Genomic DNA, 14,642 nt, shown 5'->3' on the forward strand with positions numbered 1-14,642 from the left:
AAAATTGATAGATTGAACAATCAAAACCATATTAGAAACATCCTTCAAAATTGAAAAAACAAATCTATTTGGTAAGAAAGCATGGTTTATGAAAACAAAATATCAGATTACTTTTAAAACTTTCCAACCTAAAAATCATGAAATTGTCCAAGTCTAATATGTAAAATATGTTAGTTCTATATATAAAGGAGAATAAGAAATGAAATTTAGATATATAGCAACTTTATGCGTAGGTATATTAGTTTTCTTAATTTTAGGTAATAGTTTATTGAAAGGTAATAGTCGTTTATCTAACGGTAATAGTAAAACGAGTGAAATACTTGTACAAAAAGTAAAATGGGATTTAGGTGTCGGAAAGGATTCACAGGAAGTAAAAATTTATGCTAAGTCAATGAGTATAGCACAGCGTGAGAAAATCAAACTTTATATTAGCTCAGATCATCTTGATACATATAAAATTATCGAGCCTGTTTATAAAGGGAATAATCGTTTTGCATTTAAGTATCCTTTTAAAAAAAAATCAACATATTATATTAGTGCTTACTTAAATGAACAAACAATTGGTTCGAAGATATTTCAAGACGATAAAGAAGTTGATTTAGAGCTATACCCAACTTCAATTTTAACGATGAAACAACCAAAATATCATGTTACATTACTGTTTAACTCGTTACAAACAAAAAAGAATAATGTCCTCACCTTTCATTTTAATCAGTTTAAAAGTCATCATCCTAGATTAAAAAATCATCAAATTTATGTTGTAAGTGAAGATGGCTCATTTTTTAAATCTCTAACAAACACTTCTAAAAAGACTAAGCTAAAATATGAATTAACCTTCCCGACAGAAGGGATGTATGTATTATTTTATGAATTTGAACTAAACAATAAAAAAGAGTACTTTCATTATATAATAGATGTAAAAGACAAAGTAAATTAAGGAGTCAATGATGCACAACATACTTAACAATTCTAAAGTTTTTGTATTTGATTTAGATGGAACCCTATATGATGGAACAGATCATTATGATTACTACGCAAATCTTTTATCAAAAGAAATAAGTGAAAATAAAAGGGATCTTTTTCTGAAGGATTATCAAAAAATAAAAGACATGGACCATGCATTAACAATAGGAAAGGTATATGATTCAGAATTGGATTATATTATTACACTTGATCCAATCACGATGAAGCCGATTCAAGTACATACATGGGACGGACAACTAGTATCAAGAGAGAAATTACCGAAAAATTATGATGAACAAAATCTTTTTAATTTACCATTTATTCCTGTTGGTGATGGATGGTGGCTACCACTTGTAACTAGTTACCATTACGGTGCAAGAGATGTGTATCATTGTTATGATCGAACAAAAGAATATATGGCTACAAGTGAATTTGTTATACCTTATATAAAAGGTTTAAAAGAAGCCTTGCAATCAGTTAAACATGAAAAGCATTTAGTGTTGTTAACAAATTCGGATCGAGAGGATGTTACAAGATTACTGAAACTTCTAGGTTTAACAGATCTTTTTGATTTAGAAATTACGGATGGGAAAAAACCATTAGAAACAGAGAAACATCTGAAAAATATCTTAAAAGAATATAATGTAATGCCACATGAAGTTGTTTCGATTGGAGATAACTTTATGAATGAAATTTCACCAGCTTTAAAGCTAGGGATGCATGGAATCTATATTTCAAATCAGCCGTTTGAGCAATTTAGTGAGACATTATTAGTTGTTAATCGGTTAGAAGACATATTTAAAACGCTGTGATCGATTGCAGCGTTTTTTTGTTTTTATTGATTTAGTTTCAAGGAAAATTTAATAAATTGTTATTAGCATTATACATACTTTTGTTTTTACAAAGAGAAAATAATAGTAGGAGGAAGTGAAATGGACATGAAAAAGAAACGATATTCTCTACTGCTCTGTCTATTAGTCCTTTTTACAACTTTTTTAGGTGGAGAAAAAATTGATGCTAGGTCAGTGAATTATGGATATATTACTCATCCTTTACTAGTCTATTTTTTTGATGTAGGTCAAGGTGATAGTATTTTTATGAATCTACCTAATGGAAAAACAGTGCTGATTGATGGTGGAGATGTTGAACATGGGAATGCAGTCATAAAAAAATTGAAAAAACTACATATTGACAGAATTGATTTGTTAATCAGTACACACCCTGATATTGACCATATTGGTGGCTTGTTAAAAGTAATGAATCAAATAAAAATTAAAGCGATCTTAGATAGTGGAAAAAAGTATAATTCACATTCGTATTATCTATATAAGAAGGAAGCTTTTCAAAAAAATATTCCAATACAAATCGCAAAAACAAATGACAAAATAGAGTTAGATCCTAATATCGATATGACTGTATTAAATAGTGGAAAACCATCTAGAACAAATAATGATAGTTCAATTGTTTTAAAAGTGGCTTATGAAGAAATTTCAATTTTATTAACAGGTGATATTGAAAGTAAGGCCGAGAAACGATTAATCAAAAATGAAAATATTGATGCACAGGTACTAAAAATTCCACATCATGGTTCTCGTACGTCAACGTCAGAATCATTTCTATTTGCAGTAAACCCATCTGTAGCAATTCTTTCGTATGATAAATTCAACATATTCGGACATCCTCACCGATCTGTCATGAAACGATTAAGGCATTTAGGGATTAAACAATTTGCCACTGTAGATTATGGTGACATTGAATTATCAACAAATGGAAAAAAATTATATATTGAAAAAGAAGAAGTATTAGTGAATCCATAGTGGTTTGATATGTACTTTTTCTTTTTTTTGGCTGATTTCCTTATAGTTGCTTTTTTAGAATGTGTTTGTTGATTACAACTCCAGGATGCTCCCTTTCCGCGGGGCGTGAGTTGAGCCTCCTCGGCTAGCCTGCGGGGTCTCAACTTTCCCGCATCTCCCACAGGAGTCTCGCACCTTCCGTTGTAATCAACTTTCATTTATAAAGTCGTTCTATTAAAGATAAACAAAATTCACAATATAATAAACTCGTTAGGTAGTATAGACAACTAGGTGTATATATCATAAAATAAAAAAGTAAGAAAGTAATCAATCAAACTATATCGAATCAGAATGTGATTTAGGAATAAGTAAACACTATTTTCTAAATTAAACGATGATGTAGATCCCTCGTATAAGGAGGAGGAAATGATTTGAAGTCAATTATTAATGTGAAAATTTATACTGGTAAAGAAGTAATTGAAAATGGATTTATTCGTTACGAGGAGAAAATAATTTGTATCGATCGAATGGAAAAATTCGTGGAGCAAGATGAAGAAATAGTCGATGGAACTGGAACAATCGTAATTCCAGGTATGATTGATATTCACATCCATGGTGCTTATGATGTAGATGCTATGGATGCAAATCCTAGTTCAATCTTAAAGATGAGTAAAGAAATGATGAAAGAAGGAGTTACGACCTTTTTTCCAACAACGATGACTCAATCTCACTCAAATATCAAAAATGCTTTAAGTGCTTTAAAAGAAGCAAAAGAACTTGGTGGTCACTTTGAATATATACACTTAGAGGGGCCTTTCGTAAATAAGAAAAGAGCAGGGGCGCAACCCCTTGAGTATATTGTAAATCCTGATGTGGATTTATTTAAAAAGTGGCAAGACACTGCAGGTGGACTCATTAAATTAGTTACTTATGCACCTGAAGTAGCAGGAGCAAAAGAGTTAGAACAAGAACTTCAAAAAACAGGTGTTATTGGAACAGTCGGGCATTCTGATGCTATTGGGGCAGATTTTGCAGATAGAAAAATTACCCACGCAACACATTTATACAACCAAATGAGACCAATGCATCACCGTGAAGTCGGTACAGTTGGTCATGTTTTACTTGATGATCAGGTTATGGTAGAAGTTATTCCAGATGGAATTCATATTCATCCGGATATGGTTAAACTTGCTTACCGTTTAAAAGGTGCGAAAAAAATTAGTGTCATCACCGATGCGATGAGAGCAAAGGGTTTAGCTGATGGTGAGTATGAATTAGGTGGTCAGCCGGTATTTGTAAAGGAAAAAAGTGCAAGATTAGCCGACGGTACTTTAGCAGGCAGTATTTTAAAAATGGATGATGCATTTAGAAATATAATGAAATTTACAGGCTGTACCCCTGAAGAAGCAGTTCAGATGACATCGGTAAATCAAGCTGAGGAATTTGGATTAGTCAACAAAGGCGCATTAGAGGTAGGAAAAGATGCGGATTTTGTTCAAATGACGACAAAATATTATGTAATTGATACAACCAGACTTGGTAAATCTATGGATGAGGTGAAATAAATGAACGTAATCGTAGTAAAGAATGCAGAAGAAATTGCGAAAGTTGCATATGAAAAAATAGTAAAATCTTTTGAGGGTAAACAGGAATTTACATTAGGATTGGCAACTGGAGGATCACCTCTTGGGATTTATGACTTATTCCGTCAACACAAACCAAATGTATCACACGTAATGACAGTAAACCTTGATGAGTATGTAGGATTAGCAGAAGATGATCAAACGAGCTACCACACATATATGGCTGAGCAACTTTTTAATCACTTACATTTTAAAGAGAACCATTTACCAGATGGAAATGTAAAAGACCTTGATGAGGCATGTAAAGAATATGAAGAGTTACTTGAAAAACATCCAGTTGACCTACAGTTATTAGGATTAGGTGAGAATGGTCACATTGGTTTTAATGAACCAGGTACGCCTTTTAATACGCCAACACATATCGTTGAACTGACAGAATCTACTCGAAATGCTAATAAAATTTATTTTGAAAATGAAGAAGATGTGCCTACACATGCGGTAACGATGGGAATAGGATCAATTCTTCGTGCTAAAGAAGTTATCTTAATTGCTTCTGGTATAAAAAAAGCAAAGGCAGTAAAAGAGATGCTTCATGGGAAAGAAGATATTGGTTGTCCAGCAACTGCACTTCAAAAACATAGCAATGTAACAATTGTAGTTGATGAAGAAGCATACTCACTTTGCGAAAATAAATGATGTTAGATAAAAATTCTCCACTACCGATTTACTTTCAGATACAAGAGTTTCTAAAAAATAAAATTAACTCAGGGGAATGGTTACCTGGTGAACGCATTCCATCTGAGCAAGCATTAAGTGAGATGCTAAATGTTAGCAGGATGACGATTAGGCAGGCTTTAAATAATCTAGTTAAAGAATCATTAATCAGTCGAAAACGCGGAATTGGAACATTTGTATCTGTTAAGGATGGTATTGAGGTAGAGGAATCTTTAAAGTTTTTAAAAAGTTTTTCAGAAGATATATCTTCAATTGGCTTAACACCAACAAATCAATTATTAGGTTTTTCAACTATGGAAGCTGATGAGTATTTAGCCGAAGTTTTATCAATTGATATTGGTTCTGAAGTTTTTAAGATAGAGCGATGTCGCCTAGCAAATGATCAACCAATTGCGATTGAAACCACGTATATACCAAAAAATTTAGTGAATAGAATTGATGAGCAGGTGCTTAATCATTCTTTATATGAATATTTTGAAGTTTCACTTGGTTATTCAATTGAAAAAGCGACAAAATGGATTAAAGCTTCGTTAATGTCAGAAAGTGATGCGAGTGTTTTAGAAGTAACAGAAGATTCGCCTGCATTAGAACTGCATCAAATTACGTATATCAATGGCGACATACCATTAGAATATGTTAGTTGTATTTATCGTGCAGACCGCTATCGATTTACGATTGATATCGAGCGAACATAATAAAAAGGGGTGCTTTTAACAGCACCCTTTTTCGTTATGTTTATTGCATTTGACTTGCTATTTTAACAGCTTCAGAAACAGAAGGAACAACATAAGCAGCGTGTTTTTTTACAGCATCATCAGCATTTTCCATTGCAAAGCTATTTGGTGTTAATTCAAACATTGAAATATCATTATAAGAGTCACCGATACAAGCAATTTCTTCTGGTTTAATGTCCAATTTATCAATTAAAATTTGAATTGCAGAACCCTTACTTACATTTGCTGGAACAATATCTAAACAATTTTTTGCTGAAATAAATGAAGTTATATATTCTGGAAGTTCTTTTTGTAGTTCAGCTTGTAATTCAAGTAGATCATCATCTTCACCAATGACTACATATTTTTTAGGCGTAATACTATTACCTAAATCTTCTTTTAATGTTTTTAATTCAACAGCTTTCATGCTTGAATTTTTCTCAATTTCATGAACAAGATCCGTTTTTTCTTCGATATAATATGTAGTGTTATCAGCAACATATGTTAAAAATTTATTCGAAGATATCATGTCATATATTTTGCTGACAACTGTTGGATGGAAAGTAGCATCTAATAATGCCTCACCATCGTTTGAATAAATATAAGTTCCATTCATACTAATTCTATGGAAATTACCTTCTAATCTTTCCATAATCTCGACGATTTCATAATCTAATCGACCAGATGCAAAACAAAGAATTACACCTTGATTTACAAGCTCTTTTAATGCCTCAACATCGTGTTCAAAGAGTTTTCCATGGTGGAACATTGTACCGTCTAAATCACTTACAAATAATTTAATCATTGTTTTTTTACACCTACTTGTTATAATTTTTTACTTTTATATTCTATCCTACTATATTAAAGATGCAAAACATTTGAATATTTTTTGTATAAAAATTATTCTTTTAACTTCAATATTTCTTTAAACTATTTTTCTAATATTGTGTTATGATAATAAAGCTAATTTTTAAAATGGGGGTGGTATAGAGAAATGTCGGAGTTCTATACGATTAAAAAAGTTTTAAATAATAACGTTCTTATTGCTAAAAATTCAGACCACCCAGAGGTGATCCTTTTAGGTAAGGGCATTGGTTTTAATAAAGCAAAAGGCGATCAAATATTAGATGGTGTAGTTGAGAAAATGTTTGTCTTAAAAGATGAGCAGAAACAAAAACAGTATAAATCTTTAATTGGCATTATGGATGAAAAGTTAGCTGGTACATTGCAACAAGCTATTTATATCATAGCAGAGAAGACAGGAAGTTCGTTAAACGAGCAAATTCACATTGGATTAACAGACCATTTAATATATGCGATTAAAAGAATTCGTGAAGGCTATATTGTTGAAAATCCATTCCTACAAGAAACAAAAGCGATGTATCCTGAATATTTTAAAATTGCCGAAGAAGTAATTGAATTAATTAATAATGAAATAGATATCAATTTGCCAATCGAAGAAGTTGGATTTGTTACACTGCATATTGTAAGTAATTTATCTAAAGAAATCGTATCGGATGTAAATAAGTTTTCACTGATCATTAAAGAATTAGTTAAATATATAGAAGAATATTTAAAAATTGAAATTGATCGAAATAGTATTCATTATTCTAGATTAGTACGTCATTTACGATTTCTAATTGATCGTATATCACATGGTCAATCTTCAGATGAATCGCCAGCTCTTGCCATAATTCTTAAAAAGGAATATCCGGTATGCTATGATTTAGCATGGAAAATACTAAAATCAATTGAAAGTTCTTTAAACAAAAAAGCTAGTGAAGCAGAAGTAATTTATTTAACAATACACTTAGAAAGACTTGTTCAAAGTAAAATAAAAAAATAAATTAGTACTTTATGCTTGTTTTTTTTTTTAGACGTAGATATAATGAAAGCGAAATCATAACAAATAACTGAATAAAGTACACATTAATACGTGTTACTGATTCGATCAGGCATGAGTAGAAAATATGTGAATGAATTAATCTGGGTAGGGGAAAATATATCCTGATTAGGTTTCAATCACTTTTCTATCTCATGCCTTTTTGTTTTGGATAAAAGGAGGATAACAATGTTTAAGAAAATCTTTGGCGTTTTACAAAAAGTTGGTAAAGCATTAATGTTACCAGTTGCAATTCTGCCAGCTGCCGGATTATTACTTGCATTTGGTAATGCATTTCAAAATCCACAAACATTAAAGTATTTACCATTTTTAGATGCATCATGGTTCCAATTAGTTGCAAGAGTTATGGAACAATCAGGTGACATTATTTTCGGAAATCTTTCGCTATTATTTGCAGTAGGGGTTGCTGTAGGACTTGCTGGTGGTGAAGGTGTAGCAGGTTTAGCTGCTATTGTTGGTTTCTTAATTATGAATAAAACAATGAGCGTTTTCAAAGACGTTGGACAATACATTGTTTTAGACAAAGCTTTAAATATTGCAAAATTTGATGATCCATCTTATGCATTTGTATTAGGTATTCCTACATTACAAACGGGTGTTTTCGGTGGTATTATTGTCGGTATTCTTGCTGCATGGGCATATAACAAATACTTTGAAATTGATTTGCCTTCTTACTTAGGATTCTTTGCTGGAAAGCGTTTTGTACCAATTGCAACTGCAGCATTTTCAGTTTTACTTGGTATTTTAATGTGTTTCATTTGGCCACCAATTCAACATGGTCTGAACACATTCTCTCACAATATGATTGATGCGAACTTAACATTATCTGCATTCATTTTTGGTGTAATTGAACGTTCATTAATTCCATTTGGTTTACATCATATTTTCTATGCTCCATTCTGGTTCGAGTTTGGTTCATACACTGATAAAGCAGGTCTAGTGGTACACGGAGATCAAAAAATCTTCTTCGCTCAATTAAAAGACGGTGTAGATTTAACTGCTGGTACATTCATGGTAGGTAAATTCCCATTCATGATGTTCGGTTTACCAGCAGCAGCTTTAGCAATGTATCATGAAGCAAAACCAGAAAATAAAAAAATCGCTGGTGGTATTTTAGCATCAGCAGCATTAACATCATTCTTAACTGGTATTACAGAACCAATTGAGTTCTCATTCTTATTTGTTGCACCAGTATTATTTGGAATTCATGCGATTTTTGCTGGTCTATCATTTATGATCATGCAAATTTTAGATGTGAAAATCGGGATGACTTTCTCTGGTGGATTAATCGATTACTTATTATTCGGTGTTCTACCTAATAGAACTGAATGGTGGTGGGTAATCATCGTTGGTTTAGTTTTAGCAGTTATTTACTACTTTGGTTTCCGTTTTGCAATCAGAAAATGGAATTTAAGAACGCCAGGTCGTGAAGATGCTATAGCAGAAGAATCAACAAATGATACACCTGTAAATGAATTACCATATGAAATTTTACAAGCTTTAGGTGGAAAAGATAATATCTCTTCATTAGATGCATGTATTACTCGTTTACGTGTTCAAGTAAATGCAAAAGATGAAGTAAATAAAGATCGACTGAAAGCATTAGGTGCTGCAGGGGTACTTGAAGTTGGAAACAATATTCAAGCAATCTTTGGACCTAAATCAGATACATTAAAAACACAAATTAAAGATATTATGACAGGGAAAAGACCTGTTGTGACGAAAGAAGAAAATAAAGTAGTAACAAATAATCCATCTACTGATGAAGAAATTATTAATCCAATTGAAGGAGAAATCATTCCAATTACAGAAGTACCAGATCAGGTATTTTCTGGAAAAATGATGGGTGATGGTTTTGCAATTATTCCTTCAGAAGGTACTGTTGTTTCTCCTGTAGATGGTGAAATTGTAAATGTATTCCCGACTAAACATGCGATTGGTATTCTTTCAAAAGGTGGAAAAGAAATCTTAATTCACATTGGTATCGATACTGTAAAATTAAATGGTGAAGGATTCGAAGTACTTGTTGCACAAGGGGATAAAGTTACGAAAGGTCAACAATTAGTAAAAGTTGATTTACACTTTATTCGTGAGAATGCACCATCAACGATCACTCCTATTGTATTTACGAATTTATCTGAAGGACAAGAAGTTGTCATTGAAAAATCAGGTAAGCAAGGTAAAGGTGAAGTTGGGATCATCAAAATTAAGTAAAATTATCGAAAAATGTTAACAAATTGAAAGGGGGTGTATAGTTGACACTATGCACCCCTTTTAATAAAATATTCTTAGTAGGCCAAATGTCTATACCAAAAATGTAAAATGTATCACAAAGGAGATAAATATAATGGAAAAAACGTTTAAAGTAACAGCAGATTCAGGAATTCATGCACGTCCAGCTACATTATTAGTAAATGTTGCAGGTAAATTTAACTCAGATATCAATCTTGAGTACAATGGCAAAACAGTTAATTTAAAGTCAATCATGGGTGTAATGTCTTTAGGAATTCAACAAGGTACTGAAATCAAAATTACTGCAAACGGTGACGACGCTGATCAAGCTTTAGCTGCAATCGAAGAAACAATGAAAAAAGAAGGCCTAGGCGAGTAATGTCTTTACATATTAGTGGAATCGCAGCTTCTAGTGGTATTGCGATTGCTAAAGCATTTCGCTTAGAAAATCCTGAATTAAATATCACGAAGAAGCAAATTTCAGATGTTGATGCTGAAATTTCTCGTCTTGATCATGCAATTCAAATTTCTAATACCGAATTAGAGAAAATTCGTGATCATGCGAATGCTGAACTTGGTGAAGATAAAGCGGCAATTTTTTCTGCTCACATCCTTGTATTAAATGACCCAGAACTTGTTAACCCAGTAAAAGACAAAATTAAGTCTGAAAATGTTAATGCAGAATATGCAATGAATGAAGTAGCTTCTATGTTTGTTCAAATGTTTGAAAGCATGGACAATGAATATATGAAGGAACGCGCAGCTGATATTCGTGACGTAACGAAACGTGTAATGGCACATATTCTTGGCGTTACAATTTCGAACCCTGCGAATATTACTGATGAAGTCATTATTATCGCTGAAGATTTAACACCATCTGATACAGCACAATTAAACCGCAAATACGCTTTAGGTTTTACAACTGATATCGGTGGACGTACTTCACATTCTGCAATTATGGCTCGTTCACTTGAAATACCTGCTGTTGTGGGTACAAAGGAAGTAACAAGCAAAATTGAAAATGGTGTAATGGTAATCGTTGACGGTTTAGACGGTCACGTGATCGTTGACCCTTCTGAAGAAGAACTTGCTGAATATAAGGCGAAAAAAGAGAAATTCGAACTTCAAAAGCAAGAATGGGCTAAATTGAAAAACGAACCAACTGTAACAAAAGATGGACATCATGTAGAACTAGTTGCTAATATTGGTACACCAAACGATGTTGAAGGTGTAATCAATAACGGTGGTGAAGGTGTAGGTTTATATCGTACCGAGTTCCTTTATATGGGACGAGACAATTTCCCGACCGAAGAAGAACAGTTCGAATCGTATAAAACAGTTCTTGAAAGTATGGGTGAGAAACCGGTAGTTGTTCGTACATTAGATATCGGTGGAGATAAGGAATTATCTTACTTACACTTACCAAAAGAAATGAATCCATTCCTTGGATATCGTGCTATTCGTTTATGCTTAGATCAAAAAGAGATTTTCCGTACACAATTACGTGCATTATTACGTGCAAGTATTTATGGAAACTTAAAAATCATGTTCCCAATGATCGCAACTCTTGATGAGTTTAGAGCAGCAAAAGCTGTTTTAATTGAAGAAAAAGAAAAGCTTGTCGCTGAAAATGTAAAAGTTTCTGAGACAATTGAAATTGGTATGATGGTAGAAATTCCTGCATCTGCTGTATTAGCTGATGTATTTGCTAAAGAAGTAGACTTCTTTAGTATCGGAACAAACGATTTAATCCAATACACAATGGCTGCAGACCGTATGAACGAACAAGTTTCATACTTATATCAACCATATAATCCATCTATTTTAAGATTAGTTAAAATGGTAATTGATGCTGCTAACAAAGAAGGAAAATGGGCAGGAATGTGTGGAGAGATGGCAGGAGACGCTCTTGCAATTCCATTATTAGTTGGACTTGGCTTGCACGAATTCTCAATGAGTGCAACTTCAATTCTTCCAGCTCGTAGCCAAATGGCAAAATTATCAAAAGCTGACATGGAGAAATTAGCTGAAAAAGCATTATCAATGTCAACAGCAGAAGAAGTTGTCAAATTAGTAAATGAAATTTAATTAAAAAACAACAGGGAAGCCTGTTGTTTTTTGTTTGCATGTTTTAAATAATTTGCTGATTTTCTAATAATCAAAAAGGACTCTGTTTGAACAGAATCCTTTCATTATTAAACTAAATTAAATTAAATCCAAATTGACATTTCTTCTGCTGAGAATCGAGACGTTGGATGACCAGCTACTTTTTCTTTACCGATTGCGATTAACATTGTTGGGATATAACGAGTATCAGTTAGGAAATTATCTTTAAATGCTTGCTCGTTAAATCCACCGATTGCACATGTATTCCATCCTTTTGCAGTAGCAGCAAGAATTAATTGCATACCTGCTAATGATGAGTTAAGAATGCCTTGTTCACGATTACGTTGCTCGGTAGAGTATGCGCCTATAACATTTGCTTTTAACTTATCTTTCGCTTCCTGTGACATATATCCTGCTTTAACAGCTGGATCAAAAACTGGATCAACATTTTTTGCTGATTCTGTATCTGCTAATACTGCAATGACACATGACGCATCTTTAATTTGATTTTGGTGGTATGCAACAGGTAGTAATTTACCTTGCGCTTCTTCTCCGTGGAATACCACGAATTTCCAATGTTGTAAATTCCAAGCAGATGGTGCTTTCATTCCAGCATTTAGTAGCTCTGTTATTTCACTCTTGCTAATTTCTGTTGTTCCATCGAATGCACGAGTGGAATTACGTTCTTGAATCATATCAAAGAATTGCTCATTTTTCATGTAAGGTATCCTCCAAAATTCATTATGTATGTTGTATTAAAATGTACTTTATTTAATATAGAGACTAACAATATTAGAGTCAACAAATACGCTCTGAATTACTCTAGAAATTATATTTGAAGCACAAACAGTTTTATTTTTTAATGTAAAGTTTAACATGAAATGGTTTTGTAAAATGATGACAACTTTAAAGTGTTTCAGCTTTTGTATTCACAAAATTTATGTTAGTTTTATGAGAGGAATAGAAAAAGGAGAGATATGAAATGAAACTAAATGATCTTCATATAGGCTTTATTGGAATTGGTGTAATGGGGAAAAGTATGGCAAAACATTTAATCAATGCTGGAGCTACTTTACATATTTATAATCGAACAAAAGAAAAGGCAATGGAATTAATAGAATTAGGTGCTATGTGGCACGAAACGCCTAAAGAATTAGCTCCTAACTGTGATGTTATTTGTACGATGGTCGGTTACCCTGCAGATTTGGAAGAAGTTGTTTTTGGAGAAAATGGTTTTATTCAATCAGCGAAGCCAGGAACGACGTTAATCGACTTTACAACTTCAACACCTACATTAGCTAAAAAAATTGAAGAAGAAGCGATTACACGAGGAATGAAGTCATTGGATGCTCCAGTATCTGGTGGGGATTTAGGGGCAAGAGAAGCTAAATTAGCGATCATGGTTGGTGGTGAAAAAGCAACCTTTGATGAAATGCTTCACATTTTCAATGTGCTTGGTCAAAATATTGTATACCAAGGTAAGTCTGGAAGTGGACAACATGTTAAGATGTGTAATCAAATCGCGATTGCTTCAGGTATGCTTGGAGTATGTGAAGCACTAGCCTATTCAAAAGCTGCTGGGTTAGATGGAGAAAAAGTATTAAGTAGTATTTCTACAGGTGCAGCAGGAAGCTGGTCTTTAAGTAATTTAGCACCACGCGTATTAAAAGGGGATTTTGAACCAGGCTTTTATATTAAACATTTTATAAAAGATATGGGGATCGCAATTGATGAAGCAGAAAAAATGAAATTGAATCTTCCAGGACTTTTACTTGCTAAAAGTTGCTATGAAGAACTTTCTAAAAAAGGGCTTGATGAAAAAGGAACTCAGGCATTGTATATGCTATACGACCCATCACATCACGTTCAATAATTTTTACGAATTGAGGTTTACAAGTGAAGAATTTTCAACTGGCAAAGTTTTATCAAAGATTAAGTGCGTTTATTTTAGATACATTTATTGTCTCTATCTTATATGGAATCATTATCGCATTAATTACAATGAAACCGGCCAATATTTTAAATAGATTTAACGCTACTTCAGGAAATTCAACAATTGATATTTTCATTATTATGATGTTACTGATCGTATTGTTAGTGATCATACCAAAGTTTAATAAAGGAATGACATTCGGACAAAGATTCTTGGGCATAAAAATGATAAAAGATAATTATGAAGAAACAAATATTGGGACATTTTTACTTCGTTTCATTTTTATCTTTACGTTCTCAGTGGCATTTTTAGGTATACCATTACTTGTAAATGTGTATTTAATGTTATTTAGAAGAGACCATAAAACAATCCAAGACTTGTTATTTAAAACTAGTGTCATTCAAACTAAATAAAGTGTACCAAAATATAACTAAATTAAGAACAAAGAGGAACAATTCGTTTATGGTTTGTTCCTCTTTTTTTGCTTTTATATAAATGCGCTTGTATTAAAAAGGTCTCTTAGTGTCTGATAATAACACATAAAGGAGATGAGGGAAGACTAAAGTCCCCGCAGGCCTGCCGAGGAGGATCAGCTAACGCCTCACGGAAAGCGAGCATCCTGAAGTGGAAATTAACGCATACTATTATTTTAAAAGGGGCTCTCATAGTCAAATTGAC

The 14,642-nt window shown here is 32.8% G+C and carries 14 protein-coding genes; 12 read left to right on the plus strand and 2 right to left on the minus strand.

The window, feature by feature from the left end; genetic code table 11:
* Positions 1-199: 199 nt before the first annotated feature.
* The 6 genes from ABID96_RS06150 to ABID96_RS06175 all read left to right on the plus strand — a co-directional run bounded on the left by ABID96_RS06150 (position 200) and on the right by ABID96_RS06175 (position 5,772).
* Positions 200-937: a hypothetical protein gene (locus ABID96_RS06150; RefSeq protein ID WP_192601271.1), complete on the plus strand. Its 738-nt coding sequence runs from the start codon at positions 200-202 to the stop codon at positions 935-937.
* A gap of 10 nt (positions 938-947) precedes the next feature.
* On the plus strand, positions 948-1,775 hold the full coding sequence (locus ABID96_RS06155; RefSeq protein ID WP_192601272.1) for an HAD family hydrolase: 828 nt from the start codon (positions 948-950) through the stop codon (positions 1,773-1,775).
* 120 nt (positions 1,776-1,895) lie between these two features.
* Positions 1,896-2,780 carry a ComEC/Rec2 family competence protein gene (locus ABID96_RS06160; RefSeq protein WP_192601273.1) on the plus strand — a complete coding sequence of 295 codons (885 nt, stop codon included), beginning with the start codon at positions 1,896-1,898 and terminating at the stop codon, positions 2,778-2,780.
* A gap of 410 nt (positions 2,781-3,190) precedes the next feature.
* On the plus strand, positions 3,191-4,324 hold the full coding sequence (gene nagA / locus ABID96_RS06165) for an N-acetylglucosamine-6-phosphate deacetylase (RefSeq protein ID WP_192601274.1): 1,134 nt from the start codon (positions 3,191-3,193) through the stop codon (positions 4,322-4,324).
* Complete coding sequence (nagB, locus tag ABID96_RS06170) at positions 4,325-5,038, plus strand: glucosamine-6-phosphate deaminase (protein ID WP_192601275.1); 714 nt, start codon at positions 4,325-4,327, stop codon at positions 5,036-5,038.
* A complete protein-coding gene (locus ABID96_RS06175) occupies positions 5,038-5,772 on the plus strand; it encodes a GntR family transcriptional regulator (RefSeq protein ID WP_192601276.1) in 735 nt (244 codons plus the stop codon). The genes nagB and ABID96_RS06175 overlap by 1 nt, the downstream gene beginning before the upstream one ends.
* Before the next feature lie 40 nt (positions 5,773-5,812).
* On the opposite strand, the gene ABID96_RS06180 is transcribed toward ABID96_RS06175, so the two are convergent.
* A complete protein-coding gene (locus ABID96_RS06180) occupies positions 5,813-6,595 on the minus strand; it encodes an HAD family hydrolase (RefSeq protein WP_192601277.1) in 783 nt (260 codons plus the stop codon).
* Between the two features lie 189 nt (positions 6,596-6,784).
* On the opposite strand from ABID96_RS06180, the gene glcT reads away from it, so the two are divergent.
* The 4 genes from glcT to ptsP all read left to right on the plus strand — a co-directional run bounded on the left by glcT (position 6,785) and on the right by ptsP (position 12,013).
* Positions 6,785-7,636, plus strand: a complete 852-nt coding sequence (gene glcT / locus ABID96_RS06185; RefSeq protein WP_192601278.1) for a glucose PTS transporter transcription antiterminator GlcT — start codon at positions 6,785-6,787, stop codon at positions 7,634-7,636.
* A gap of 225 nt (positions 7,637-7,861) precedes the next feature.
* Complete coding sequence (ptsG, locus tag ABID96_RS06190) at positions 7,862-9,907, plus strand: glucose-specific PTS transporter subunit IIBC (protein WP_192601279.1); 2,046 nt, start codon at positions 7,862-7,864, stop codon at positions 9,905-9,907.
* A gap of 133 nt (positions 9,908-10,040) precedes the next feature.
* Positions 10,041-10,304 carry a phosphocarrier protein HPr gene (locus ABID96_RS06195; RefSeq protein ID WP_088000142.1) on the plus strand — a complete coding sequence of 88 codons (264 nt, stop codon included), beginning with the start codon at positions 10,041-10,043 and terminating at the stop codon, positions 10,302-10,304.
* Positions 10,304-12,013, plus strand: coding sequence for a phosphoenolpyruvate--protein phosphotransferase (gene ptsP, locus ABID96_RS06200; RefSeq protein ID WP_192601280.1), 1,710 nt, complete (start codon positions 10,304-10,306; stop codon positions 12,011-12,013). Before ABID96_RS06195 ends, ptsP begins: the two co-directional genes overlap by 1 nt.
* A gap of 122 nt (positions 12,014-12,135) precedes the next feature.
* Here the strand turns inward: ptsP and ABID96_RS06205 are convergent, their stop codons facing one another.
* Entirely contained in the window at positions 12,136-12,750 is a 615-nt protein-coding gene (locus ABID96_RS06205) for a nitroreductase family protein (RefSeq protein WP_377896749.1), read from the minus strand.
* A 263-nt stretch (positions 12,751-13,013) separates the two neighbouring features.
* Between ABID96_RS06205 and ABID96_RS06210 the strand changes: the two genes are divergently transcribed.
* Complete coding sequence (locus tag ABID96_RS06210) at positions 13,014-13,904, plus strand: NAD(P)-dependent oxidoreductase (protein WP_192601282.1); 891 nt, start codon at positions 13,014-13,016, stop codon at positions 13,902-13,904.
* 23 nt (positions 13,905-13,927) lie between these two features.
* A complete protein-coding gene (locus ABID96_RS06215) occupies positions 13,928-14,377 on the plus strand; it encodes an RDD family protein (RefSeq protein WP_192601283.1) in 450 nt (149 codons plus the stop codon).
* Positions 14,378-14,642 lie beyond the last annotated feature (265 nt).

This window comes from Gottfriedia sp. OAE603 (assembly GCF_040543965.1).
Taxonomy (GTDB): Bacteria; Bacillota; Bacilli; order Bacillales; family Bacillaceae_G; genus Gottfriedia; species Gottfriedia solisilvae.

Bases quoted from the DNA above. Each gene is read 5' to 3' on its own strand.
- ABID96_RS06195 (WP_088000142.1), top strand. From the start codon at position 10,041: ATGGAAAAAACGTTTAAAGTAACAGCAGATTCAGGAATTCATGCACGT.
- ABID96_RS06205 (WP_377896749.1), bottom strand. From the start codon at position 12,750: ATGAAAAATGAGCAATTCTTTGATATGATTCAAGAACGTAATTCCACT.
- glcT (WP_192601278.1), top strand. From the start codon at position 6,785: ATGTCGGAGTTCTATACGATTAAAAAAGTTTTAAATAATAACGTTCTT.
- ABID96_RS06210 (WP_192601282.1), top strand. From the start codon at position 13,014: ATGAAACTAAATGATCTTCATATAGGCTTTATTGGAATTGGTGTAATG.
- ABID96_RS06150 (WP_192601271.1), top strand. From the start codon at position 200: ATGAAATTTAGATATATAGCAACTTTATGCGTAGGTATATTAGTTTTC.
- nagB (WP_192601275.1), top strand. From the start codon at position 4,325: ATGAACGTAATCGTAGTAAAGAATGCAGAAGAAATTGCGAAAGTTGCA.
- ABID96_RS06155 (WP_192601272.1), top strand. From the start codon at position 948: ATGCACAACATACTTAACAATTCTAAAGTTTTTGTATTTGATTTAGAT.
- ABID96_RS06160 (WP_192601273.1), top strand. From the start codon at position 1,896: ATGGACATGAAAAAGAAACGATATTCTCTACTGCTCTGTCTATTAGTC.
- ptsG (WP_192601279.1), top strand. From the start codon at position 7,862: ATGTTTAAGAAAATCTTTGGCGTTTTACAAAAAGTTGGTAAAGCATTA.
- ABID96_RS06180 (WP_192601277.1), bottom strand. From the start codon at position 6,595: ATGATTAAATTATTTGTAAGTGATTTAGACGGTACAATGTTCCACCAT.
- ptsP (WP_192601280.1), top strand. From the start codon at position 10,304: ATGTCTTTACATATTAGTGGAATCGCAGCTTCTAGTGGTATTGCGATT.
- ABID96_RS06175 (WP_192601276.1), top strand. From the start codon at position 5,038: ATGTTAGATAAAAATTCTCCACTACCGATTTACTTTCAGATACAAGAG.